Below are 23150 nucleotides of genomic sequence, written 5' to 3' on the forward strand. Positions count from 1 at the left end.
GCCTCGGCGAGGCGCCGGCCCTCGGTGGTGCCGCCGAGGATCAGCACGTGGCGCATCGGGAGCCTCCATGGCTAGGCCGGCCGGGAGCGCGCAACACCCGCGCGCAGCGCGGGTGTTCGCTTGCACATCGCGCAGCGATGTGGTACCCGCTCCGCGGGAGCGCTGGCGGGTGGCTGCGCCACCCGCACACCCTGCTTGCTGCGCAAGCAGGGTGACGGTCCGTCCGCTGCGCTCCCGGACCTGCGGGGCTCCGCCCCGCTATCAGGCTTTCGCTTCACTTCAGCCTGGCTGGCGGGTCCGCTGCGCTCCCCCGCCTGACGGTCCTTCCGGCTGCGCCTCCAGAACCGTTAGGGCCCGCTGACGCGGGCCTGGCTGGCTACGAGGGGTGGGGGTCGCTCGTTCGTGTGGGTTCCAGTGTAGTGGGTGCATCAGATTGATGCACCATGTACCGTTGGCGGAAATACGAGACACCCCCACAATCACCCGGGAACTCCCCGCAATTCCGAGAGGAACGACCGCAGATGACCGGTCACCGCGAATCTACCGGACCCTGCGCTGAGCAGCGATTCTGTGCGCCGGGTGACGCAGTACCAGACTGCGGGCGTGAACGCCCGGTTGAAGGTGTTCGCGCTCCTGGAGGCGCAGGATTTACCTGCGAGCGAGGCGGACGACCTGGAGGCCAGGGCGGTCGCCGGGGCGCAGTGCCAGGTGGTGGAGTTGGGCGGCGTGGCGCCGGCCTCTCGGGGCTCGCTGTTCGCGTACGGATGGGATGACGGCGTGAGGGCCGTGAGCGAGGCCCTGGTGGGCATCGCGGACCGGGAGTGGTCCCGGCGTGGCGGCCGGTTGGCCGGTTCCTCTGAAATGGCCGTACACACGGCGGACGTGAGGCAGCGTGAGCGGACCGACCTGGTTCGGCTGGAGAGGTTCGTCCGGGAGAGCGTGCTGCCGGGCCCCCATCCGCACACCACGGCGCGGCGGCGGGTGCTGGAGGCGCTGGGTAAGGCCAGCGGTCTGTGCACGGCTCGGACGCGTAACGCGGACGGGGACGTCGTGGTCTGCACGCTCGATGCCGGTCACTACGACCCGGACGACAAGCCGCCCTTCAAGGACGGAAAGCCTGGCGGCTGGCACAAGACGGATGCCTCGATCTAAAACGACTTGGGCGCGGCCTGCATTCCGCACGCGGCCCTCTAAAAGACCACAGACATTCACGCTCGGGGAGACATGGAAATGTCAGCGATTCAGCTCAAGGAACACCAGGTAGATCAGCGCTCCGCGTTTCGCAGGTGGGTGGGATTCTCTGCAAGGTCATCTGTACCCCCGCAGGGTGCCCGGGGCACGATCGTGTCAGCGACCGGTTCGGGTAAGACGATCACAGCCGCCGCGTGCGCGTTGGAGTCGTTCGCGGACGGCCGGATCCTCGTGACCGTGCCCACCCTGGACCTGCTCGCGCAGACCGCCCAGGCGTGGCGCCTGGTGGGTCACCGGGCCCCGATGGTCGCCGTGTGCTCTCTGGAGAACGACCCGGTGCTGAAGGAGCTGGGCGTGCAGACCACCACCAACCCGATCCAGCTCGCCCTGTGGGCCGGGTCCGGGCCGGTGGTCGTGTTCGCCACGTACGCCTCCCTGGTGGACCGCGAGGACATCGACGCACCCGAGGGCGAGCGGAAGGTTCGCGGGCCGCTGGAGGCCGCTCTGGCGGGCGGAGAGCGGCTGTACGGCCAGTGCATGGCGGGCTTCGACCTCGCGATCGTGGATGAGGCGCACGGAACCGCCGGTGATCTTGGTCGTCCATGGGCGGCGATCCACGACAACCAGCGGATCCCGGCGGACTTCCGGCTCTACCTGACCGCGACCCCGCGCATCCTCGCCGCGGCCCGCCCGCAGAAGAGCGCGGAGGGCCAGGAGGCGGAGATCGCGACCATGGCCGACGACCCGGAGGGCACCTACGGCGCGTGGCTCGCCGAGCTTGGGCTCTCGGAGGCGATCGAGCGCGAGATCCTCGCCGGGTTCGAGATCGACGTCCTGGAGATCCGCGACCCCTCCCCCGTCATCGGGGAGTCCGAAGAGGCGCGGCGCGGTCGGCGTCTGGCGCTCCTGAAGACCGCGCTCCTGGAGCACGCGGCGAAGTGGAACCTCAAGACCGTCATGACGTTCCACCAGAAGGTGGAGGAGGCCGCCGCGTTCGCGGAGCAGCTCCCGGAGACGGCTGCCGAGCTGTACGTCAACGACGCCACCGACGACGACCTGGCCGCCGCCGACAAGCTGCCGAAGTCCTGCATCGACGCGGAGTTCTACGAACTCGAGGCCGGCCGCCACGTCCCGCCGGACCGGGTGTGGTCGGCGTGGCTGTGCGGCGACCACCTCGTCACCGAGCGGCGCGAGGTCATCAGGCAGTTCGCCAACGGCATCGACGCAGCTGGGCGCCGGGTCCACCGCGCCTTCCTCGCCAGCGTTCGCGTGCTCGGTGAGGGCGTGGACATCACCGGCGAGCGGGGAGTCGACTCGATCTGCTTCGCGGACACCCGCGGCTCCCAGGTGGAGATCGTGCAGAACATCGGCCGCGCGCTGAGGCTCAACAAGGACGGCTCCACCAAGGTGGCCAGGATCATCGTGCCGGTGTTCCTGGAGCCCGGCGAGGACCCGACCGACATGGTCGCCTCCGCCAGCTTCCGCCCCCTTGTAGCTGTGCTCCAGGGCCTGCGCAGCCACGATGAGCGCCTGGTCGAGCAGCTCGCCTCCCGCGCGCTCACCAGCGGCAAGCGCAAGGTCCACCTCCAGCGCGATGAGGACGGGCGGATCGTCGGGGCCGGCGGAGAGGGCGACAGCGAGGACCAGGAGCAGGACGACACCGACGCCGCTGCCGAGTCTGCCCTGCTGCACTTCTCCAGCCCGCGCGACGCGGCGACGATCGCCGCGTTCCTGCGCACCCGGGTCTACCGGCCGGAGTCGCTGGTGTGGCTGGAGGGCTACCAGGCCCTGCTGCGGTGGCGGGCGGAGAACGAGATCACCGGCGTCTACGCCGTCCCGTATGACGTTGAGGTCGAGGTCGGGGCGACGAAGGCGTTTCCGCTTGGACGGTGGGTGCACCAGCAGAGGAAGGCGCTGCGGGCCGGGGAGCTGGAGGAGCGGCGCAAGACGCTGCTGGACGCACCCGAGGCCGGGATGGTGTGGGAGCCCGGCGAGGAGGCGTGGGAGGCCAAGCTGGCCGCGCTCCGGTCGTACCGGCGGGCAACCGGGCACCTCGCGCCGCGTCAGGACGCGGTATGGGGCGAGGGCGAGGCGATGGTGCCCATCGGGCAGCACATGGCCAACCTCCGGCGCAAGGGCGGCCTGGGGAAGGACCCGAAGCGGGCGGCGGAGCGCGCGAAGCAGCTGACGGAGATCGACCCGGACTGGAACTGCCCCTGGCCGCTCAACTGGCAACGCCACTACCGGGTGCTCGCCGACCTGGTCGAGGCCGACGGCGTCCTGCCCTACATCGCGCCCGGCGTCACGTTCGAGGGCGACGACATCGGCACGTGGCGGTGGCGGCAGCAGGAGCCGGGCACCTGGGCGCAGCTGATGCCCGAGCAGCGCGAGCGCCTGGAGGCACTGGGCGTGCAGGGCGCGACCCTCCCCGTGGCCATCACCCCGGCGACGACGTCCGCGACGAAGGGTCCGAGCAAGGCACAGCAGGCATTCCAACGCGGCCTGACAGCCCTCGAACAATGGATCCAACGCGAAGGCACCCACAAAACAGTACCAAGACGGCACGTCGAGACCGTCGTCATCAACGGCCAGGAACACCAGCACAAGCTGGGCGTATGGACCTCCAACACCAAGAGCCGCCGGGACAAACTCACCCACGACCAGCGTGCCGCACTCGCTGCACTCGGAGTCAAGTGGGCCTAGCAGCAGGGCTGTCGGGTTGCTGAGGGACCGTAAATCGTTCGGTGCAACTCCCGATCATGGAGGGTACATCGATGACCAGTGAGAACGTGGCTGAGCCCGAGGCTGTTGAGCCCTCGAAGACGGTGCCGGCGAAGGCCGGCCGACAACACCACAACCACCAACCCCACACCGGGCTTGCGGGAAGGAAAGCCCGGTCGCCGGACTGCCGTCGGGGGCCTGTCAGATCCGGGGCTCGCGGCGGTGCGTTCGGGTCTCGGATCGTGGGGTGCGGGGGTGCATCACCCCTCGGGGGTTTTCAGGACGTTGCTGAGCATCATGGTGATGGAGTGGATGTGCACGCGCTCCGCGTCGCGCAGTCGTGTGCGGGGCGACGGGATGAGCTCTTGGAGTCGGGTGTCGGCTGATTTCTCGGACTGCTCCTGCCATACGCCGGTGTGCAGGTCGCTGCATTGCTCGATCAGTGCGAAGAACGGGTAGAGACCGTCTGTCAGCCGTCGCAGGTTCATGTTCTCGTAGCCCGCGGGAGGGCGGGGGTTCCGTTCGATGTCCCAGCCACCGGCCAGCGAGGCCAGCCGGAAGACGGGTGCCCAGCGGGATACGCGCGCCAAGGGGCACCACAACGGCTCGCCGTCGTAGGGGGGTTCATCCGGTGTGGGAACGATGGTGGATTTCAGGATGTCGCCCACGAGACAGCGCTCCCGCAGGGTGGGCTGCCAGCAGCCGCCGGCGAGGGCGTCCTCGCCCGCCCGGTACCACGCGATGACGCATTCTTCGAGCACCTCGTAGCGGCCGTCTTCCGTCACGTTTTTCCCGGTATCAGGCACACGAGCACTCTATCGTGCGGCCATCAGGCGCCGTTGGGGGCGGCGTTGGGGCGGGTCTTGTCCTCGCTACGGGGTCCTGCGGGCGCCCCGGCTGTCCGTGAGGGGGACAGCCGGGGCGCCTGCGGTCTTCGGGGGCGGTCAGTTGGTGCGGTGTGCCGCGTGTCGGCGGGTGGCCCAGAGGGCGCCGCCGCCGGCGACCAGGGCGGCCGCGGCCAGGGTCACGAGCGGGGTCGTGTCGCTCGCGCCGGTGGCCGCGAGGACACTGCCACCCCGCAGCTGGGAAGCATCGCCCGCCGAACCACCCGCAGAGCCCACCGAGCCGGAACCACCGGTCGAACCGGCACCGCGCCGGGCCGATGGTGGGCTTCCAGGGAGGCGTTATTGACATGGCTCGGTCATGGTCTCACTGTGCGGTTGGCTGCCCTGTGGTCTCCGAGGGGTGGTTTTCGGCGCGTCTCTGGGGAGTTGCTGGTGGGCAGGTACGGGAAATCGGGGCTTTCCGGGCGGCGAAGAGGCAGGGGGCGGCGGGGGCGGGGCGCCGCGGCGCTGCTCGGGGCTGTCGCTCTGGTGGTGCTCGGGGTGCAGACGCCGGGGGCCGCGGCGGCGGGGGCGGGGACGGCAGCGGGCGATGCGGCGCCGGGCGCGGACGGGGGTGGCGTTCCGGCCTACAGGCCCGTGTGCGGGTCGGCGGAGGCGGGGCAGTTCACCTGTTTCGCGCTGCGGCGCACGGACGTGCCCGCCGCGCGGGGGCTGCGCGGCGCGGTGGCACCGGCCGGGTACGGCCCCGCCGATCTGCAGGGCGCCTACGACCTGCCGGCCGACGGGGGCGCCGGGCAGACCATCGCGATCGTGGACGCCTACGATGATCCTGCGGCGGAGGCCGATCTCGCCGTCTACCGCGCGCAGTTCGGGCTCCCGGCGTGCACCTCGGCCTCGGGGTGCTTCACCAAGGCCGACCAGCGCGGCGGCGACGACTATCCGCAGGCGGACAGCGACTGGGCGGGCGAGATATCCCTCGACCTGGACATGGTCTCGGCGACAGCCCCGAACGCGCACATCCTGCTGGTCGAGGGCGACGACCCGAGCGCGGACAACCTCGGCGCGGCCGTCGACACCGCGGTGCGTCTCGGCGCGAAGTACGTGTCCAACTCGTACGGCACCGACTACCGGGCCGGCCCCGGCAGCGGCGAGGACCCGTCGGAGACCACGTCCCTCGACACCCACTACGACCACCCGGGCGTCGCGGTCGTCGCCTCGTCCGGCGACTACGGCTACGGCGTCTCGTACCCGGCGGCCTCCTCGTATGTGACCTCCGTCGGCGGTACGTCGCTCAGCCGCGACGGCGACAGCGCCCGCGGGTGGTCGGAGGCGGCCTGGGCCGACGCGGGTTCCGGGTGTTCGCGTTACGAGCCCAAGCCGGCGTTCCAGCAGGACAGCGGGTGCGACCACCGGGCCGTCGCCGACGTGTCAGCGGTGGCCGATCCGGCGACGGGCGTCGCGGTCTACCAGACCTACGGCAACGCCGGCTGGTCGGTCTACGGCGGGACCAGCGCGTCGGCGCCGATCATCGCTTCGGTGTACGCGGACGCCGCCGAGCCGGTTGCGGGCACCTACCCGAACTCCTACCCGTATAGGAATCCCGCGGGGCTCAACGACATCTCCTCAGGGAGCAACGGCAGTTGCGACCCTGCGTACCTGTGCCGTGCAGCGGAGGGATACGACGGGCCCACCGGGCTCGGCAGCCCGGACGGGCTCCAGTCGTTCCGCACGGGGCCGCACGGACAGCTGTCGGGGACGCTCACCGACAGGGCCACCGCGAAGCCCGTCGTCGGTGCCACCGTCGCCTCGGGGACCGACGCGGTGCGCACCGACGCCTCGGGCCGCTTCAGCCTCGCGCTGCCGGCGGGCCGGCACGACGTGACCGTGACCGCCTTCGGATACGCCACCCGCACGCTGAAGGGCGTCGCGGTCGCCGACGGCGCCACCGTCACCCGCAACGTCACGGTCGACCGGGTGCCGAGCGCGACCGTCTCCGGCAAGGTCACCGACGGCTCGGGGCACGGCTGGCCGCTGTACGCGAGGATCGGCGTGGCCGGCGACCCCAACGCCGTGTGGACCGACCCCGCCACCGGCGCCTACCGGGTGACCCTGCCGCGCGACGCCGACTTCACCCTCGACGTGGCGGCCGTATCGCCCGGGTACCGCGCGCTGACCAGGAAGATCCACGTCGGCGCCCGGCCGGTCACCGTCGATCTGAGGCTCACCGCGGATCCGTGGACCGCCACCGCCCCCGGCTACGCCGTCCATCTCACGGGCCCGACCGAGACGTTCGACTCCAGCACCGCGCCGCCATCGGGCTGGACCGTGAGCAACGCCGAGGGGACCACCGGGGGCTGGGAGTTCGACGATCCCGCCCACGAGGGCAACCAGACGGGCGGCAAGGGCTCCTTCGCCGTGGTCGACAGCACGTACTACGGCTGGGACGCCAGCCAGGACACCGAACTGACCAGCCCCGTCTATGACTTCACGGGCAAGGACACGCCCGAGCTGGCCTTCGACACGATGTACACCTACAACCCCGCGCGCATGGACTTCGGGGTGGAGGCGTCGGACGACGGCGGGGCCACCTGGAAAACGGTGTGGTCTCCCGCGGACACCGTGTACTACGCGGGCCCGACGCCGGTCGTCGTCCCGCTCACCGACTACGCCGGCGCGCCCTCCGTACAACTGCGGTTCCACTACGCGGCGTCCGGGGCCTGGTACTGGGGCGTCGACGACGTCTTCGTCGGGCAGCGCGATTTCACACCGACACCAGGGGGCATCGTCACCGGCACCGTGCGGGACGGCAACACCGGGCTGGCCGCGACCGGCGCCGCCGTCGCCGAGGGCGGCCACCCCGCCGTGCGGACCCAGGCGGTGGCCACGCCCGAGGACCCGACCCTGGACGACGGGTACTTCTCCCTGTTCGTCCCCGGGCCCGGCCGGCACACGCTCACCGCGGCCAAGAGCAACTATGCTGTCCATTCAAGGGCGTTGACCGTACGGGCTGACCGCACCACCGCCGCTTCCTACTCCCTCAAGGCCGGCCGGCTCAGCGTGCGGCCGGGCAGCTTCGAGGCCATCGCGGCGCCGGGGAAGCAGGTCACCAGGAAGCTGCGGGTCACCAACACCGGTACGGCCACGGCGACTCTGACGCTGGGCGAACAGGCCGGCACGCCGCTCGGTGACGGTGCGCGGGGCGCGCCGCTGAGCCGCCGCAGGGGCGACTACCCGCTGGGCCGCGCCCCCGCCACTGCACCGGCGGGCTCGGCCTCCGGCGGGCGGCAGGGGGCGCCGCCCGCCGTCAACGGCTGGCAGCGCGCGCCGAGTCTGCCGACGGCGGTGATGGACAACATCGCGGACAGTCACCAGGGAAGGCTGTACTCCGGGTTCGGTGACCCCGGGTTCTCGATCAACGGCTCAGGGGACAGCAACGAGTTGTACGTCCTCGACCCCGGCGCCGACACCTGGAAGCCGCTCGCCCCGGCCACCGACGCCCGCGAGGCGCCGGGCCACGGCTTCGTCGGCGACAGGCTCTACATCGCGGGCGGCTGGTCCGGCACCGACGAGTCGCCCGACGCGAAGCTCGAGGTGTACGACACGGGGTCCGGCACCTGGTCGACGGGCGCGCCCGACCCGCGTCCGCACGCGGGCTCCGGCTCCGCCGTACTGGGCGGGAAGCTCTATCTGGTCGGCGGCTGCGACGTGGACTGCGGCGTCCCTGACGTCACGGTGTACGACCCGGCCACGGACAGCTGGAGCGAGGCGGCCGACTATCCCGAGCCGGTCTCCTGGGTGTCCTGCGCGCCGGTCGCCGGCAGGCTCTACTGCGGCGGCGGCGCGACCGAAGCGGGGAACGTCGCCCACACGTACGTCTACGACCCGGCAACCGACGCGTGGAGCAGGGTCGCGGACATGCCCGTACCGCTGTGGGGCTCCGCGTACGCGGCGGCGAACGGCCTGCTGGTGGTGGCGGGCGGTGTCGACGGCGATGTCCTGAGCAACCAGAGCTTCGGCTACGACCCGCGCACCGACGCCTGGAGCGCCCTGCCCGACGCCGCGACCGCCACCTACCGCGGCGGCGGGGCGCTGGGCTTCGCCAAGGTGGGCGGCGGGACCGGTGGGCTGGCCGTCACCTCCGCGGTGGAGAGCCTGCCCGGGTACGCGGTCGATCCGGACGCGGACGTCCCCTGGCTCGCGGAGGGTGCGCACCGGGTCACCCTGCGGCCCGGGGCGAGCGCGACGGTGAGCGTGGTCCTGGACGCGCGGGCGGTCGCGGCGAGCGGGCCCGGTGACTACCGGGCGCGCCTCGACTTCGGCACGGACACGCCCTACGCGCTGCCGTCGGGCGCGGTGACCTTCCATGTGGTGCCGGGGCCTGCGGGTCCCGGGAGGTAGGCGAGGGTCGGGCGGCAGGGGGCGGGCAGGCCGGGTGGTCCGGGTGGTGACCGGGCCACCCGGCCTGCCCGCCCGCTGCGCCACTCCCCTTGAAGTTTTCGCTGTCGCTGGGGCGCGGGTCCGGCCCCCGCGAGCTCGCGAGCCTGCGAAAGGTGTCCGGTGGTCCGTGAAGTGCGTCACGGCGCCGCCGGTGGGCCGCGCCCGGGTGCCGCGGTTCGCGATCGGCAACGGTCCGCGCGCGGCGCGGACTAGGCGCTCCCCCGGCCTCTGTGCGGGTGGGAGCCGCGTCCCGGCCGGACCGGACGGAAGCGGAAGCGCCCTTTCCGGTCGGGGTCGGCGGCTGGTACACCTGCGGGGGAAGCGCCATACCCCTCGGAAGTCCCGCGATGAACCACGACGACAGCACCGGCCTGACGGCCTTCACGTTCGACCTGACCGCCGACGAGTCGCGCCGGCGCGCCGAGGTGGTGGCCGCGCTCGGTGAGCACTGGGACCCGGCGGCCGCCCTGACCGGTGAGGACGAGGCGTACGCCCTCCTGTACTCGGGGCTCGACGCCGAGCAGCAGCGCACCTACGACATGCTGGTCGCCGCGGGGGTGCTGCCCGGGGAGGGGCCGGGTCGTGCGGCTCCCCATTGACCCGCAGGCCGACCCGGGGCGGCGGGCCTGGGTGGACTGCCCTGTCTGCCGGGACGCCCGCTCCTGTGCGGCCTGCGCGAGCAGCCGCAACTGCTTCGAGCACTGGCGCTATCTGATCTCCAACAACGGGCCCGTGGTCCACCTCCAGTGCCCGCGGTGCGCGCACGCGTGGTCGTGGAACACCCGGCCCGGCGCGGCCGGTCCCGGGATGCCGCCCCGGCGCTGAGGCACCCGTCCGCCGCGCACCGCGCCGGGGCGCCTTCGGGCCGTGGCGCCTTGTCCCGCCGCCCTCGCGAGCCGCGTTCGATGCCGTGCCTTTCGTATGCCCTTCACCCGTGTTCGCCGGGGCTGTGCTGCCGTGCGCCCGGACGCGCTGTTTGCGCTCGGGAAGTTGGAAGCGCGGATGGTCGCCTGTAGGGTCGTGTCCCGTAATCCTTGAACTCTCAAGTTAGTCGACGGAGCGAGCATGACGATCCAGCAGGTATTCGCCCGGCAGCGCGGCTCCGAGGCGGTCGGCGGCGGACCGGCGGCCACCGCCTCGACGGCCCAGGACACCGGGCTCCTTCTGCTCCGTGTCGTCTTCGGACTGATCATGGCGGCGCACGGCGCGCAGAAGCTGTTCGGCTGGTTCGGCGGCGGTGGCGTCGACGGCACGGCGCAGTTCTTCAAGGCCAGCGGGTATCCGGCGGCCAAGTTCCTCGCGGTGGTTGCGGGGCTCATCGAGACGGGCGGCGGCGTGGCGATCGTCCTCGGGCTGCTGACCCCGCTCGCGGCCGCTGCGCTCCTCGGCGACATGATCAACGCCGCCGGTATCAAGTGGGGCGGTTTCTTCGCTCCGCAGGGCCTGGAGTACGAGCTCCTGCTCGCGTGCCTCGCCGGCGTCGTCGCGCTCACCGGTCCCGGCAGGTTCGCGGTGGACCGTTCGCTGCCCGTGCTGCGTGAGCACCGGATCGGCTACGGGGGCATCGCCGTGCTGCTCGGCCTCGTCGCGGCCGCGGTCTTCCTGGTCATCCGCCACTAGGCGGGCGCCGGGCGCGTACACGGCGCGGCCCCCTGAGCAGGGGTGCTCAGGGGGCCGGGGTGGAGGCCTGGTCAGTGGGCCGGCTTGTCCTTGTCGCCGTAGGAGCGGCGTACGGCGTCGGCCGCCTTGTCGGTCTGGGAGTCGTACTTGTTGCCCGTACGCTCGTCGACCATCTGCTCGGCGCGCTCCACGCCCTTGTCGGCCTGGTCCGGGTGGCTCTTGGCCATCTCCTTGGCCTTGTTCGCCATGTCTCCCAGCTTGCCCATGGGATACCTCCCTGGTTCGCTCGTTCGTCGTACTCGACGGCAGGTACCCGGGTCTTCGCAGGGCATTCCTCCGTTCTCCCGGGGATCGCTCGATGGGGTGAAGCGGGGTTCCGTCAGAGCAGGGTCCTGGCGAGGGCGGTGGCGCCGGGGAGGCCGTCGCGTACCGGGTGCAGGGCGAGGCCGAGGGGGGCGAGCCGGGCGCGCAGGGCGGGCAGGAGCACCCCGCCGGGGCCGAGGAGGCCGCCGGTGGTGACGAGGGGCTCGCCGGGCGCGGGGGCCAGGGGCGCGAGGGTGGCGGTGAGCCGCTCGGCCGCGGTGGTGAGGATGGCGCGGGCTGCCGGGTCGCCGTGGGCTGCGGTGTCCGCGACGGCCGGGCCGAGTCCGGCCAGGTCGAGGACCGGGCGGGCGTGCACCGCGCGGACGAGGCGGTCCCGCAGGTCGGCAGGGGGCCGGTCCGTGCCGAGGTAGTGGGCGCACACGGCGGCGGTGAGCAGGGTGGGCGCGCCGCGTTCGTCCGCGGCGGCGAGCACCGCGCGCACGGCTCTGCGGCCGATCCAGAATCCGCTCCCGGCGTCGCCGAGCAGCCAGCCGTTGCCGTCGGACGTGGCGGTGACGGCACGGTCGGCGATCCGGGCGGCGACGGCGCCCGTGCCCGCGATGAGGACGAGTCCGCGGTCCGGGGTGGCGGGCGCGGCCGCGAAGGCGATCTCGACGTCGCCGTACACGCGGCTGCGCTCGGGGCGTATGCCGAGGGCGGCCAGGGCGCGGGCGAGGGCGTGCGAGGCCCGGGCACGGCCCGGGTCGCCGGGGTGGGCCGAGCCCCCGGCGAAGCCGGCGACGACGGCGCGCACCCGCGGCCGCGACGGGGCGGGCACGGCGGCGGCGACCGCCTCGCCGAGGTGGCCGGCGAGGGTCTCCTCCGGTACGGACAGGGCGTTTCCCGGTCCTGACGTGCCGGTGGCCAGGAGAGGTGCGGGCGTCTCGCGGGGGCGGGCGGGGGCGAGAGCGGCGCGGGTGCGGGTGCCGCCCGCGTCGATGCCGAGGACGAGGTCGCCGCCCGGTGTCCGTACGGTGCGGGGCACGGTCCTCCTCGGGGGTGCGGTCCTGGAGCGGCTCTACGGCGTGGGGCTGCGAGGGTGCTTGTAGGGGCTGACGGCCTCGGTGGTGGCGGCCATGGCCTCGGTGCTCTGGCCGTAGGTGCGCTGGGCGAGCGCGATGTAGAGCAGGTCGAGGACGGCCATCTGGGCGTGTCTGCTGAGGATGGTGTGGTCGGCGGGGCCCTCGGCGGTGACGGTGGTCGCGAGGACGGTGTCGACGCGGCGGGCGAGCGGGGAAGCGGGGTCGCCGACGACGGCGACGGTGGCGGCGCCCCGTGAGGCGGCCTCGGCGGCGAGGTCGGTGATCTCGCGGGTGCGCCCGCTGTGCGACACGGCGAGCAGCACGTCGCGGGGGCCGAGCAGCGCCGCGCCGGTGAGGGCGACCTGGGTGTCGGCCGTGCACCAGGCGGGGACGCCGATGCGGTACACGCGCTGGTGGAATTCGGCGGCCGTGCTGCCGCTGCCGCCCGCCCCGCAGATCTCCACCCTGCGGGCGGCCGCGATGGCCGCCGCGGCCTGCTCGACCGCGGCGAGGTCGACGCGGGCGAGGGTCTCGCCGACGGTGTGCCGTACGCCAGCGGAGATCGCGGCGGCGACGGCGCTGACGTCCTCGCTCTCGGAGATGTCCCGGCCGATGTTGGCCCGCCAGGTCTCGCGTTCGCTGCGGCCGGTGTCCGTGGCGAGGGCGAGGCGCAGGGCCGAGTAGCCGGGCAGGCCGAGGCTGCGGCAGAACCGGGTGATGGAGCCGGTGGAGACGCCGCAGGCGTCCGCGAGGTCGAGGATCGTCATCCGGGCGGCGGCCGCCGGGTCTTCGAGGATGAGGCGCGCGGTGGTGTGCTGGGCCTCGGGCAGGGTGGGGAGCAGTTCCCTGATGCGGTCGGTGACGCCGGGTGCGGCGGCGCGGGGGGCGGGGACGGGCGCGGCTGTCGCGGCGGGGCGCGCGGCCGGGTACGCGGTCCTCACTGCGGTCGTCTCCGCGGTCGTGCCTGCGGTGGCCTCTGCGGCCGTGTTCGAGCCGTGAGTGCCGTGTGCGCCGTGAGTGCTGTGTGACGAAGAATTGTTCTTCATCTGCCGTCGTCTCCGTCGTTCCCGCTGTCCTGGTCGCCTCCGGGCCGAATGGCCCGGTGTCCTCGTTTCCTGGGTTTCCTGGTCAATTCTGCACCGGGCACCTTGACTTGGGCCAGGGGTGCGCGCACAGTCGGGGCGCGGAGAGAAGAAAACTTCTCCATCGGTCAGTCTTCCAACGACGCTCACCGGGAGTGCGGGTGCCGGACAGCCAGGGGTTCCTCACCGCGGCCAAGGATGTGGTGGACCGGGTCACGACGACGCAGAAGGACGCCGTGCTCGGCGCCGCGCACCTCCTCGCCGGCGCCCTGCGGGCGGGCGGCGTCGTGCAGGCCTTCGGCACCGGGCACTCGGAGTCGCTGGCGACGGAGGTCGCGGGGCGCGCGGGCGGTCTCGTCCCCACGAACAAGATCGCGCTGCGGGACCTCGTGCTGTACGGCGACGCGCCGCGCGAGCTGCTCGCGGATCCGCTGCTCGAACGCGACCCGTCGATCGCACACCGCCTCTACGAACTGGCGGCTCCACGGCCCGAGGACGTGTTCGTGATCGCGTCGCACTCCGGCATCAACGGCTGCGTGGTCGAGATGGCGCAGCTCGTACGGGAGCGGGGCCACGGGCTCGTGGCCGTGACGAGCCTGCACCACACCGCGCGGGTCGAGCCGCGCCACCCTTCGGGCAGGCGGCTCGCGGACCTCGCGGACGTCGTCCTCGACAACGGCGGCCCGTTCGGCGACGCGCTGCTGCCGCTGCCGGGCGGAGGTGCGACGTGCGCGGTGTCCTCGATCACCGCCGCGTACCTGGCGCAGATGGTCAACGCCGAGGTGGTGCGGCTGCTGATCGAGGCAGGAGTCGCCCCGCCGGTGTACCTGTCGGCCAATGTGCCGGGCGGTGACACGCACAACCACGAGCTGGAGAGCCGCTATGCCGGGCGTATCCGGCGCAGCGCCTGACACCGCGCCCGGCCCCTGGCCCGCGGGCGCCCCCCGTCGCCGTCATGTTCCCGCTGCCCTTCTTCTGGAGCCCGCATGGCCGGAGCACGTGTGAACCATCGTCACTACGGGGGCGGTCGCGGCCCTCGCGTCCTCCCGGGGCGCGCCCGGGCGGTACGCACCAGGGCGCGCGGCCTGTTCACCGCGGTCGCCGCCTCGTTCGCGGCGGCGCTGCTGCTCGTCGTGCAGGCGTCCGCGGGGGCGGACGCGGCGCCCGCGCCCGCCGCGGCGCCGGCCGTCCTGCCCTCGCTGCACGGCTGGAGCGGCGGCGCGGGGTCCCTGCGACTCGGCCCGCACACCAGGATCGCGACGGACGCGGCCGACGCGGCGACCGCGCGCATGCTCGCGGGCGAGCTGCGCGGCGCACTCGGCGCGCGGCCCGCCGTCACCCTGGGTGCGGCGCACCGCGGCGACATCGCGCTGCGCACGGACCGCTCGCGCGCGGCGCTCGGCGCCGAGGGGTACGCGCTGGGCGTCACCGACCGGGTCACCGTGACGGGGCGCGGGGCCGCGGGCGTGTTCTACGGGACGCGCACCGTCCTGCAGTTGCTCACGGCGGGGCGGCCGGTGCCGAGGGGCAGCACGGTGGACGTGCCGTCGTCCGGGGAGCGGGCGGTCGGTGTGTGCGCGTGCTACACGTACGTCACGGACGCCTGGCTGACCCGGCTCGTCAAGGACATGGCGTATCTGAAGCTGAACACGCTCCATCTCGAACTCAAGGTCAAGAGCAGTGAGTTCCCGGCCGTCAACACCTTCTCCTACTACACGCCCGGCGAGGTGCGCGGCATCGTCGCGCTCGCCGCGCGCTACCACATCACCGTGGTCCCCGAGATCAACTCGCCGGGCCACATGGACCCTTATCTGACGCCGTACCCGGATCTCCAGCTCAAGGACCGCTCCGGCGCGCCCGATCCGACGCGCCTCGACATCACCAATCCCGCGGCGTTCACCTTCTTCACCCGGCTGGTCGACGCCGATCTGGCGCTGTTCCCCGGGCCCTCGTTCCACATGGGCGCGGACGAGTACATGATCCGGTCCGCGTACGGGAACTATCCTCAACTCCTGGCGTACGCACGGGAGAAGTACGGCCCCGGCGCAACGGCGCAGGACGCCTACGTGGACTTCGTGAACCGGGTCGACGCGTACGTCCGGGCCAGGGGCCGCACCCTGCGGATCTGGAACGACGGGCTGACCGGCGAGAACACCGTCCCGCTCGACAAGGACATCGTGGTCGAGCACTGGCTGCCCGAGCCGGTCACCTCACAGCGGCTCCTCGACGAGGGCTACCGCGTGGTGAACGCCACCGACGCCTTCTACTACGTGCGGGGCGGTTACCGGCCCGACGCGCGGAAGCTCTACGAACAGGGCTGGACACCGGCGGACTTCGCGGACGGCAGGGCGAGCGCCCACCGCGACCGGATTCCCGGCGCCGAGTATCTGGTGTGGCCCGACAACTACGGTGCGGAGACGGAGAACCAGACGCAGAGCGGCATGTACGCATCGCTGCGGGTCTTCGCGCAGGGCGTGTGGGGCGGCGCACGGCCCGCCGCCGACTACGCCGGTTTCGCGGCGCTCGCCGAGCACGTCGGCCACGCGCCGGGCCGGGGCCCCGACTGGTCGCTGCCCGTGGCCGACGGCACGTACACGATCCGGGCCGCGGCGGGCGGCGGGCCGCTCGGCGCGGGCGGCGGCACGGGCGCGCCGCTGACGGCCGCGCGCCGCGGCGGCGCCGCGCCGGTGTGGCGGCTGACGGCGACGGACGACGGCTACTACCGGCTCGTCGATGCGGCGAGCGGGCGGTGCGCTGACGTGGCGCGGGGCGCGGTGAACGGCATGAAGGTCGTGGAGGAGACCTGCGCCGCGGCCACGGCCGAGACGTGCTCGGCCGCAGCCTCCCAGAAGTGGCAGCTTGAGCCGGTGTCCGGCGGATACCGGCTGGTCGACGCCATCACGCAGCAGGCGCTGACGGTGCGGGCAGGCGGCGGGGCGGTCGTGCAGCGGCCCCGGGACACGGCGGCGCGCGGCGCCTGGCGGCTGATGCCGGCGGGCGCCCGGCCCGGTGCGCACCCGGCGGCCCCGGCCGTGCGGGACGGGAAGGAAGGGTGAGGACATGATCAGCCGCAGGGGTGTGCTGGCCGGGGGCGCGGCGGCGGGGATCGTCGCGCTGGCACCCGGAGCGGCGGCGCGGGCCGCCGCCGGCACGGCAGGGCACGGCGGCGCCACGGGCTCGGTGGTGGCGGTGGGTCCTGACGACAGCGCGGCCGAGATCCTCGCGAAGGCGGCCCGCGTCGTGCCGAGGGCGCCTCAAGTGGCGTGGCAGGAGCGGCAGGTCACCGGCTTCACGCACTTCGGCATGAACACCTTCACGGACCGCGAGTGGGGTTCCGGCTGCGAGGACGAGGCCCTCTTCGACCCGCCGGCCGCCGAGGTCGAGCAGTGGATGCGGGCGTACCGCGCTGCGGGGATGAAGCAGGTGATGCTGACGGCGAAGCACCACGACGGCTTCGTCGTCTACCCGACCCGCTACACCGCGCACTCGGTGCTCGCGTCGCCCTGGTGGTACCGGGGCGGCCGCCCCGACGCGGCGGCGCGTGCGGCCAGGGTCCGGGCCGGGCGGGAGCGCGGCACCGACCCGGCCGCGTACTGGCGCGTGCGGCACACCGGCAACGTCAACCCGCGCGGCGACCTGCTGGGCACCTATCTGCAGGCGGCGCGCCGCGCGGGCCTCACGGTGGGCGTGTACCTCTCCCCCGCCGACGGCGCCGAGCTGCCGCACGCCTGGCACCGCACCTGGGTGGAGGAGGTCACGGCCCGGCACGACGCGGGTGCGGAGCTGAGCGTCGAGGAGCAGTCCACGTACGACGACAGGGACCGCTCCCCCGCCGGGCACGGGCGCTACGGCAGCGGGAGCGCGCGGGTCGAGCGGACCGTGCCGACGCTGGTGCCGGGCGACGACCGGGCCGCGGCGGTGCGCTCGGGGCGGCTGCCGAGCTTCCGGGTGGTCGCCGACGACTACAACGCGTACTACCTCAACCAGCTCTACGAGCTGTTCACGCAGTACGGGCCGATCGACGAGCTGTGGCTCGACGGCGCCAACCCGTGGTCGTCGAGCGGGATCACCGAGACCTATGACTTCACCGCGTGGTTCCGGCTGATCGAAGCGCTCTCCCCGGACACCGTGACGTTCGCCGGGCCGCAGGGCACCCGGTGGGTCGGCAACGAGGAGGGCCGCGCCCGCGCGGCGGAGTGGAGTGTGACACCGGCGACCGCCGACCCGGCCACCGCGCACGGCGAGACCCTGCTGCCGGGCGGGCCGCAGGCCGCCGACATCGGCTCGGACGCGGCCCTCACCGCGCCCGGTGTGCGCTACCTCCAGTGGTTCCCCGCGGAGGCCGATGTGTCCCTGCGGCCGGGGTGGTTCTGGCATCCGGCCGAACAGCCCAAGACAGCGGAGGAGTTGCTCGGGCTCTATGAGACGTCGGTGGGCCGCAACGCGGTGCTCCTGCTGAACGTGCCGCCGGACACGTCGGGCCGGGTGGCCCCTGAGGACGTGGCGTCGCTGACCGGCTTCGGCCGTGCGGTCGCCGGGGTGTACGGGCGCAACCTGCTGGCGGGCGGCGGCCCGTCCGGCACGGTGCGCGCCCTGACCGACGGGCGGCTCGGCTCGGGCTGGTCACCCGCCGCCGGTGCCCGCACGGGGGTGGTCGAGGTGCGGCTGCGGCCCGGCACCCGCTTCGACCGCGTACGGCTCGGCGAGGACATCACGCGGGGCCAGCACGTCGAGGCGTTCGCGGTGGAGGCGCGGGCGGGCGGTGTCTGGCGGCAGGTCGCCTCGGGCACCACGATCGGCTACGCCCGTATCCTCGCCACGTCCGCGCCGGTGACGGCCGACGCGGTGCGGGTGCGGATCACGGCCGCCCGCGGCGCGCCGCGCCTCGCGGCGCTCGGCCTCCACCGCGCCGTGCGGTGACCGGGGCCCCGCGGGGGTCCCTGCGCGGATCAGTAGCCGCGGCGGCGGTTGTCCGCCGCGGCCTCCTCCAGCCTGCGGGTGCGGCGGTCGCGCTCCGTCCGCAGCTCGGCGACCGCGTCGTCGAGCGCGGTGAGCACGGCGCCCTCGTCCTCGGCGAACGGTGCCGTGTCCTTTGGCGGCCGGGCCGGCAGCCCGACGGCGCGTGCCAGTGCGGTCAGCACGGGCTCGCCCTCGGTGTGGCGGCGGCGTGCGGCGCGCAGCTCCGGCGAGTCCGCGAGCCGGGCGGGGCCGGGCCGCAGGAGGGGCAGGCGCCGCCGTTCCCTGGTCAGCAGGCCGTCCGAGGCGAGCGCCTCGGCGTACCGGGACGACAGGTCGCGGCCCCTGCGCCACAGCCATTCGCCGACCGGCTCGTAGGGGCGCTCCCGTACGAGCGCGGCGGCGGCCTCGGCGAGCAGGGGGTCGGCGGCGGGCCCGGGGGCGGGGACGAGGCGGTACGTGTCGTCGAGGAACGCGGCGCCCGCGGCGAGCAGGTCGAGGGCCTCGGCCGCGGCGAGCCCGAGGGAGAGCTCCCCGGCCGCGGGGGCGGCGTCGGGGCCGGTGTCGAGCGCGAGCAGGGTGAGGTCACGCGGAGTGGTCATGGCGTCCCTCCCCGGCGCTCACCGGACGGTCGTTCCTGTTTTTTCATCGTATAGCGGCCCTCCTCTGCCGTCATGAGGGCAGGGGCGGCCCGGTGCGACCTAGGTCGCGTCGGCCGGGAGGCGGAAGCAGGCCATGACGTCCTTGCCGTTGGGGCAGGGGTGCGCCTCCCAGGTGTCGGCGAGGGCGTCGACGAGGAAGATGCCGCGGCCGCCCGTGGCGCCCTCGGCGGGTACGCGGGGCTGCGGCAGGCGGGTGGAGGAGTCGTGCACCGTGACGTGCAGGCACTCGTTGTCCCAGGCCAGGATGAGCTGTGCGGCGCTGCGGGCGTGGATGTGCGCGTTGGTGACGAGCTCCGAGACGGTCAGCAGGACCGAGTCGGCCGTGTCCGGCGCGGTGCGCAGCCATCCGAGGGTCTCCAAGTGCTCCCGGGTCCAGTCCCTGGCCACCTTGACCCCGCTGCTCAGCGGCAGGGAGCGCGCCCACCCCACCGCCCTCAGTGAGGATTCGTCCGACATCGCTTCTCCTCCGGCTCTCCGTCTGGTCCCTGCCCGTGTGCCCGGAATCGGCCGGTGCAAGGCGAGGCGGTGGGCGCGCAGGAGGGGGGCACGGGCCGCCGGGCGCCCCGTGCCCCTCCTGCGGGCCGCCTGCGCTCAGCTGCTGCGCGGCTTCGTCAGGTCGTAGAGCGTGGTGCCGTCCACGGTGACCTTGGTGTACGTCTTCTCCACCCAGGTGGTGACGGCCGTGCCCGTGCTGCCGCCGGGGCGCGGGCCTCCGCCGCCGCCCTCTCCCGCGGAGAGGAGGTAGTGAATGCGGCCGGCCGCCACGTACTGCTTGAACTGGGCGAGGGTGGGCGACGGATCGCTGCCGTTGAAGCCGCCGATCGGCATCACGGGCCGCTCGGTGGCGAGCTGGTAGCTGGCGGCGTTCTGCGAGCCGATGGCCGCGGCGACCCAGGTGTAGCGGGACGCGTTCTTCTTGAGCGCGGCGGTGACGGCCGGGCCGGCCTGCTGCCCGTCGAGCAGTCCGCCGCCGCCCATGCCGCCCTCGCCCCTGCCGCGTCCGCCGCCGAAGCCGGGGAAGGCCGCGCCTTCGGGCGCCGCTGCACCGCCGGGGGACGTCCCGCCGCCGGGAGCGCCGCCGTTCTGCGGTGCGGTGCCGCCGGGGAGCTGCCCGCCGGCCGGGCGGCCCGCGGAACCGGTGGTGCCGGTGTTCTGTCCGGGGCCGCCCTGCTGGGCGCCTGGCGGCATGCCGCCGCCCGTGCCGCCTGCGCGGTTGCCGAAGCCGCCCTCGGGGCGTCCGCCCCCGAAGCCGGGGAAGCCGCCGGTGGAGGCGGGGCCCGCGGTGATGATCGAGCCGGTGTGCGGGGCCGCGACGGTCGTCATCGTGTACGCGAAGGGCCCTGCGAACACGGCGGCGAGCGCGACGCCCGCCACCAGGGCACCGGCGCGCGGGCGCCGGGACAGCGGGGTGGCGGCGGCCGCGACGACACCGGCGGCGAGGATCGCCCAGCGCAGCCACGGCAGGTAGTCGGGGGTGCGGCCGAGCAGGACGTACGCCCACACCGCCGTCGCGAGCACCGTCACGCACAGCGCGGCGGCCGCGAACGGGCGCCCGCGCTCCCGCCAGAGCATCGAGGCCCCCATGCCGACGAGCGCGGCCAGGTACGGGGCGAGCGCGACGGTGTAGTACTGGTGGAAGATCCCCGCCATGAAGCTGAAGACGGCCGCCGTCGCGAGGAGCGAGCCGCCCCAGACGAGGAAGGCGGCGCGGACGCCGTCCGTACGGGGCGCCCTGCGGGTGAGGACGAGTCCCGCGACGAGGAGCAGCAGCGCCGCGGGCATCAGCCAGGACACCTGCCCGCCGAGCGCGTCGCCGAAGACGCGGCCGATCCCTGTGGTGCCGCCACCGCCGAAGCCGGCGCCCCCGCCCGGCCCTCCGCCGCCGCCAAGGCCGCCGGACTCGGGGCCGCCCACGCTGCCGGTCTCGTCGCCGGTGAGGCGGCCGAACCCGTTGTAGCCAAAGGTCAGTTCGAGGAACGAGTTGTTCTGCGAACCGCCGATGTACGGGCGCGACGAGGCGGGCCAGAGCTGTACGAGCGCCACCCACCAGCCGCCGGCGACCACCAGCGCGAGGCCCGCGGCCAGCAGCCCGCCGAGCCTGCGGCGCAGTGGGGCGGGGGCGCACACCGCGTACACCACCGCGAGCGGCGGGACGATCAGGAACGCCTGGAGGGTCTTGGTGAGGAAGGCGAAGCCGAGCAGGGCGCCCGCCGCCACCAGCCACCGGGTGCGCGCGCCTTCCAGGGCGCGCAACACGCAGTAGACCGTGGCGGTCATCAGCAGCGCGAGCAGCGCGTCGGGGTTGTTGAAGCGGAACATCATCGCGGCCACGGGGGTGAGCGCCAGCGCGGCTCCGGCGAGGAGCCCGGCGGCCGCGTCGAACCTGCGGCGGACGGCCGCGTACAGCACCGCGACGGTGCCGACGCCCATCAGGGCCTGCGGCACCAGGATCTGCCAGGAGCCGAGGCCGAACAGCCGCACCGAGAGCGCCATCGGCCACAGGGCGGCGGGCGGCTTGTCGACGGTGATGGAGTTGCCCGCGTCCGACGAGCCGAAGAGGAAGGCCTTCCAGCTGGTGGAGCCGGCCTGCACGGCCGCCGAGTAGAAGGAGTTGGCGTAGCCGGAGGCGCTCAGGTTCCACAGTTCGAGCACGGCGGTCAGGACCAGCAGGGCGAGCAGCGCGGGCCTGGCCCACGGCGGGTCGGTGTCCCGTCCGCGCCACAGCCGGGCGGCGCCGGAGCCGCGTGCGGCGTGGCCGGTGTGCCGGGCGCCGGGGGCGGCCGCGGTCGGTGAGGTGGTCGTCATCGTGCGGTCCGTTCGCCAGAGGTGGGGGTGGTGGTGGGCGTGGGGAGGGCCGGGGGCGGCGCGGGCACGGAGGATGCCACCGGGTCCTGGCCGGGCGCGGCGGCGGGCGCGGGGCCTGAGGCCGCGGCCGGGCCGGGGGCGGGCGCAGGGGCGGGCCCAGGTGCGGCGCGGTCGGGGAAGACCCAGGCGCGCAGCAGGAGGAAGCGCAGGATGGTCGCCGCGAGGTTGGCGGCGACGAGGACCGCGAGTTCTGCGGTGTGCGAGGGGTTGCCGGTGGCGGTGTCGAGCGCGGCGAGCGAGCCGCTGGTGAGGGCGAGTCCGACGCCGAAGACGACCAGGCCCTGGAGTTGGTGGCGCACCGCGCGGCCGCGGCCCCGCACGCCGAACGTCAGGCGCCGGTTGGCCGCCGTGTTGGCGACCGCGGAGACCAGCAGGGCGGCGGCGTTGGCGCCCTGTGCGCCGAGTCCGCCGCGGAACAGCGCGTACAGCAGCAGGTAGAACAGGGTGGACAGGGCGCCCACCACGCAGAAGCCGGCGACCTGGCGCACCAGCCGTCCCGCGCCCCTGGCGGCCTCGGCCTCGCGCGGGTCGTCGCCGAGGGGCCTGGCGAGGCTGTCGAGCGGCAGCGCGCCGGTGGCGAGCGCCCTGCCGACGCGCCACACGCCCTTGAGGTCGTCGACGGCGGTGCGGACGATGTGGACCCGGCTGTCGGGGTCGTCGACCCAGTCGACGGGGACCTCGTGGATGCGCAGCCCCGCGCGCTCCGCGAGGACCAGCATCTCCGTGTCGAAGAACCAGCCGGTGTCCTCGACCATCGGCAGCAGCTTCGCCGCGACGTCGGCGCGTACGGCCTTGAAGCCGCACTGCGCGTCGCTGAAGCGCGCGGAGAGCGAGGACTTGAGGATCACGTTGTAGGCGCGCGAGACGAACTCGCGCTTCGGGCCGCGCACCACGCGCGAGGTGCGGGCGAGGCGGGATCCGATGGCCAGGTCGGAGTGGCCGGAGATCAGGGGCGCCACGAGGGGCAGCAGGGCGTTGAGTCCGGTGGACAGGTCGACGTCCATGTAGGCGAGCACGGGGGCGTCGGAGTGTGCCCAGACGGCGCGCAGGGCGCGGCCCCGGCCTTTCTCCTCCAGCCGGAAGGACCGTACTTCGGGGATCTGCGCCGCGAGTCGGGCCGCGATCTGCGGGGTGCGGTCGGTGGAGGCGTTGTCCGCGACGGTGATGCGGAAGCCGTAGGGGAAGGTGCGGGTGAGGTGGTCGTGGAGTCTGTGGACGCAGGGCGCGAGGTCCTGCTCCTCGTTGTACACGGGGATGGTCACGTCCAGCACGGGAGCGCCCGCGGGTGCCGCGGGCAGGTGCTCGCGGGCCGGGAGCGCGTCCCCGGGAGGGGTGTCGGTGCGCATGGGCACCACGCTGGCGGTGCGCGCTGTCGCGGCGGTGTGC

General features: G+C 73.8%; 18 protein-coding genes. 9 read left to right on the forward strand and 9 right to left on the reverse strand.

Annotated features, from left to right (window positions below; translation table 11 throughout):
* Positions 1-579: 579 nt before the first annotated feature.
* Positions 580-1152, forward strand: a complete 573-nt coding sequence (locus AB0910_RS13855) for a hypothetical protein (protein WP_366744799.1) — start codon at positions 580-582, stop codon at positions 1150-1152.
* A 78-nt stretch (positions 1153-1230) separates the two neighbouring features.
* Positions 1231-3894, forward strand: a complete 2664-nt coding sequence (locus tag AB0910_RS13860) for a Helicase associated domain protein (RefSeq protein WP_366744800.1) — start codon at positions 1231-1233, stop codon at positions 3892-3894.
* A gap of 278 nt (positions 3895-4172) precedes the next feature.
* Here AB0910_RS13860 and AB0910_RS13865 read toward each other — a convergent pair whose 3' ends face one another.
* Positions 4173-4718, reverse strand: a complete 546-nt coding sequence (locus AB0910_RS13865) for a hypothetical protein (protein ID WP_366744801.1) — start codon at positions 4716-4718, stop codon at positions 4173-4175.
* Between the two features lie 138 nt (positions 4719-4856).
* The gene (locus AB0910_RS13870; protein ID WP_366744802.1) at positions 4857-5033 is read right to left on the reverse strand and encodes an LAETG motif-containing sortase-dependent surface protein; all 177 of its coding nucleotides are present in this window, start codon (positions 5031-5033) and stop codon (positions 4857-4859) included.
* Positions 5034-5393: 360 nt separating this feature from the next.
* Between AB0910_RS13870 and AB0910_RS13875 the strand changes: the two genes are divergently transcribed.
* From AB0910_RS13875 to AB0910_RS13890, 4 genes are all read left to right on the forward strand, one after another.
* Complete coding sequence (locus AB0910_RS13875) at positions 5394-9155, forward strand: kelch repeat-containing protein (RefSeq protein ID WP_366744803.1); 3762 nt, start codon at positions 5394-5396, stop codon at positions 9153-9155.
* A gap of 386 nt (positions 9156-9541) precedes the next feature.
* Positions 9542-9793 carry a DUF6400 family protein gene (locus tag AB0910_RS13880; RefSeq protein ID WP_366744804.1) on the forward strand — a complete coding sequence of 84 codons (252 nt, stop codon included), beginning with the start codon at positions 9542-9544 and terminating at the stop codon, positions 9791-9793.
* Positions 9777-10019 carry a hypothetical protein gene (locus tag AB0910_RS13885; protein WP_366744805.1) on the forward strand — a complete coding sequence of 81 codons (243 nt, stop codon included), beginning with the start codon at positions 9777-9779 and terminating at the stop codon, positions 10017-10019. The genes AB0910_RS13880 and AB0910_RS13885 overlap by 17 nt, the downstream gene beginning before the upstream one ends.
* Before the next feature lie 240 nt (positions 10020-10259).
* Positions 10260-10814: a DoxX family protein gene (locus AB0910_RS13890; protein ID WP_366744806.1), complete on the forward strand. Its 555-nt coding sequence runs from the start codon at positions 10260-10262 to the stop codon at positions 10812-10814.
* Between the two features lie 71 nt (positions 10815-10885).
* On the opposite strand, the gene AB0910_RS13895 is transcribed toward AB0910_RS13890, so the two are convergent.
* The 3 genes from AB0910_RS13895 to AB0910_RS13905 all read right to left on the reverse strand — a co-directional run bounded on the left by AB0910_RS13895 (position 10886) and on the right by AB0910_RS13905 (position 13140).
* Entirely contained in the window at positions 10886-11080 is a 195-nt protein-coding gene (locus tag AB0910_RS13895; protein WP_366744807.1) for an antitoxin, read from the reverse strand.
* Between the two features lie 113 nt (positions 11081-11193).
* Entirely contained in the window at positions 11194-12162 is a 969-nt protein-coding gene (locus AB0910_RS13900) for a BadF/BadG/BcrA/BcrD ATPase family protein (RefSeq protein WP_366744808.1), read from the reverse strand.
* Positions 12163-12195: 33 nt separating this feature from the next.
* Positions 12196-13140, reverse strand: a complete 945-nt coding sequence (locus tag AB0910_RS13905) for a MurR/RpiR family transcriptional regulator (protein WP_366744809.1) — start codon at positions 13138-13140, stop codon at positions 12196-12198.
* 302 nt (positions 13141-13442) lie between these two features.
* Here AB0910_RS13905 and AB0910_RS13910 point away from each other — a divergent pair, with 302 nt between their 5' ends.
* The 3 genes from AB0910_RS13910 (at position 13443) to AB0910_RS13920 (ending at position 18201) form a co-directional block, all read left to right on the forward strand.
* On the forward strand, positions 13443-14192 hold the full coding sequence (locus AB0910_RS13910; protein WP_366744810.1) for an SIS domain-containing protein: 750 nt from the start codon (positions 13443-13445) through the stop codon (positions 14190-14192).
* Between the two features lie 75 nt (positions 14193-14267).
* The gene (locus AB0910_RS13915; protein ID WP_366744811.1) at positions 14268-16337 is read left to right on the forward strand and encodes a family 20 glycosylhydrolase; all 2070 of its coding nucleotides are present in this window, start codon (positions 14268-14270) and stop codon (positions 16335-16337) included.
* A gap of 4 nt (positions 16338-16341) precedes the next feature.
* On the forward strand, positions 16342-18201 hold the full coding sequence (locus AB0910_RS13920; RefSeq protein WP_366744812.1) for an alpha-L-fucosidase: 1860 nt from the start codon (positions 16342-16344) through the stop codon (positions 18199-18201).
* A gap of 29 nt (positions 18202-18230) precedes the next feature.
* Here the strand turns inward: AB0910_RS13920 and AB0910_RS13925 are convergent, their stop codons facing one another.
* The 4 genes from AB0910_RS13925 to AB0910_RS13940 form a co-directional block, all read right to left on the reverse strand.
* Entirely contained in the window at positions 18231-18839 is a 609-nt protein-coding gene (locus AB0910_RS13925) for a GPP34 family phosphoprotein (protein ID WP_366744813.1), read from the reverse strand.
* A 99-nt stretch (positions 18840-18938) separates the two neighbouring features.
* Complete coding sequence (locus tag AB0910_RS13930) at positions 18939-19355, reverse strand: ATP-binding protein (protein ID WP_366744814.1); 417 nt, start codon at positions 19353-19355, stop codon at positions 18939-18941.
* A gap of 135 nt (positions 19356-19490) precedes the next feature.
* Positions 19491-21704 carry a glycosyltransferase family 39 protein gene (locus AB0910_RS13935; RefSeq protein ID WP_366744815.1) on the reverse strand — a complete coding sequence of 738 codons (2214 nt, stop codon included), beginning with the start codon at positions 21702-21704 and terminating at the stop codon, positions 19491-19493.
* Positions 21701-23110 (reverse strand): glycosyltransferase, encoded by a 1410-nt coding sequence (locus AB0910_RS13940; RefSeq protein WP_366744816.1) that lies wholly within the window; start codon positions 23108-23110, stop codon positions 21701-21703. The genes AB0910_RS13935 and AB0910_RS13940 overlap by 4 nt, the downstream gene beginning before the upstream one ends.
* Between the last annotated feature and the right edge of the window lie 40 nt (positions 23111-23150).

The sequence above is a fragment of the Streptomyces sp. NPDC047002 genome, from assembly GCF_040704505.1.
GTDB lineage: Bacteria > Actinomycetota > Actinomycetes > Streptomycetales > Streptomycetaceae > Streptomyces.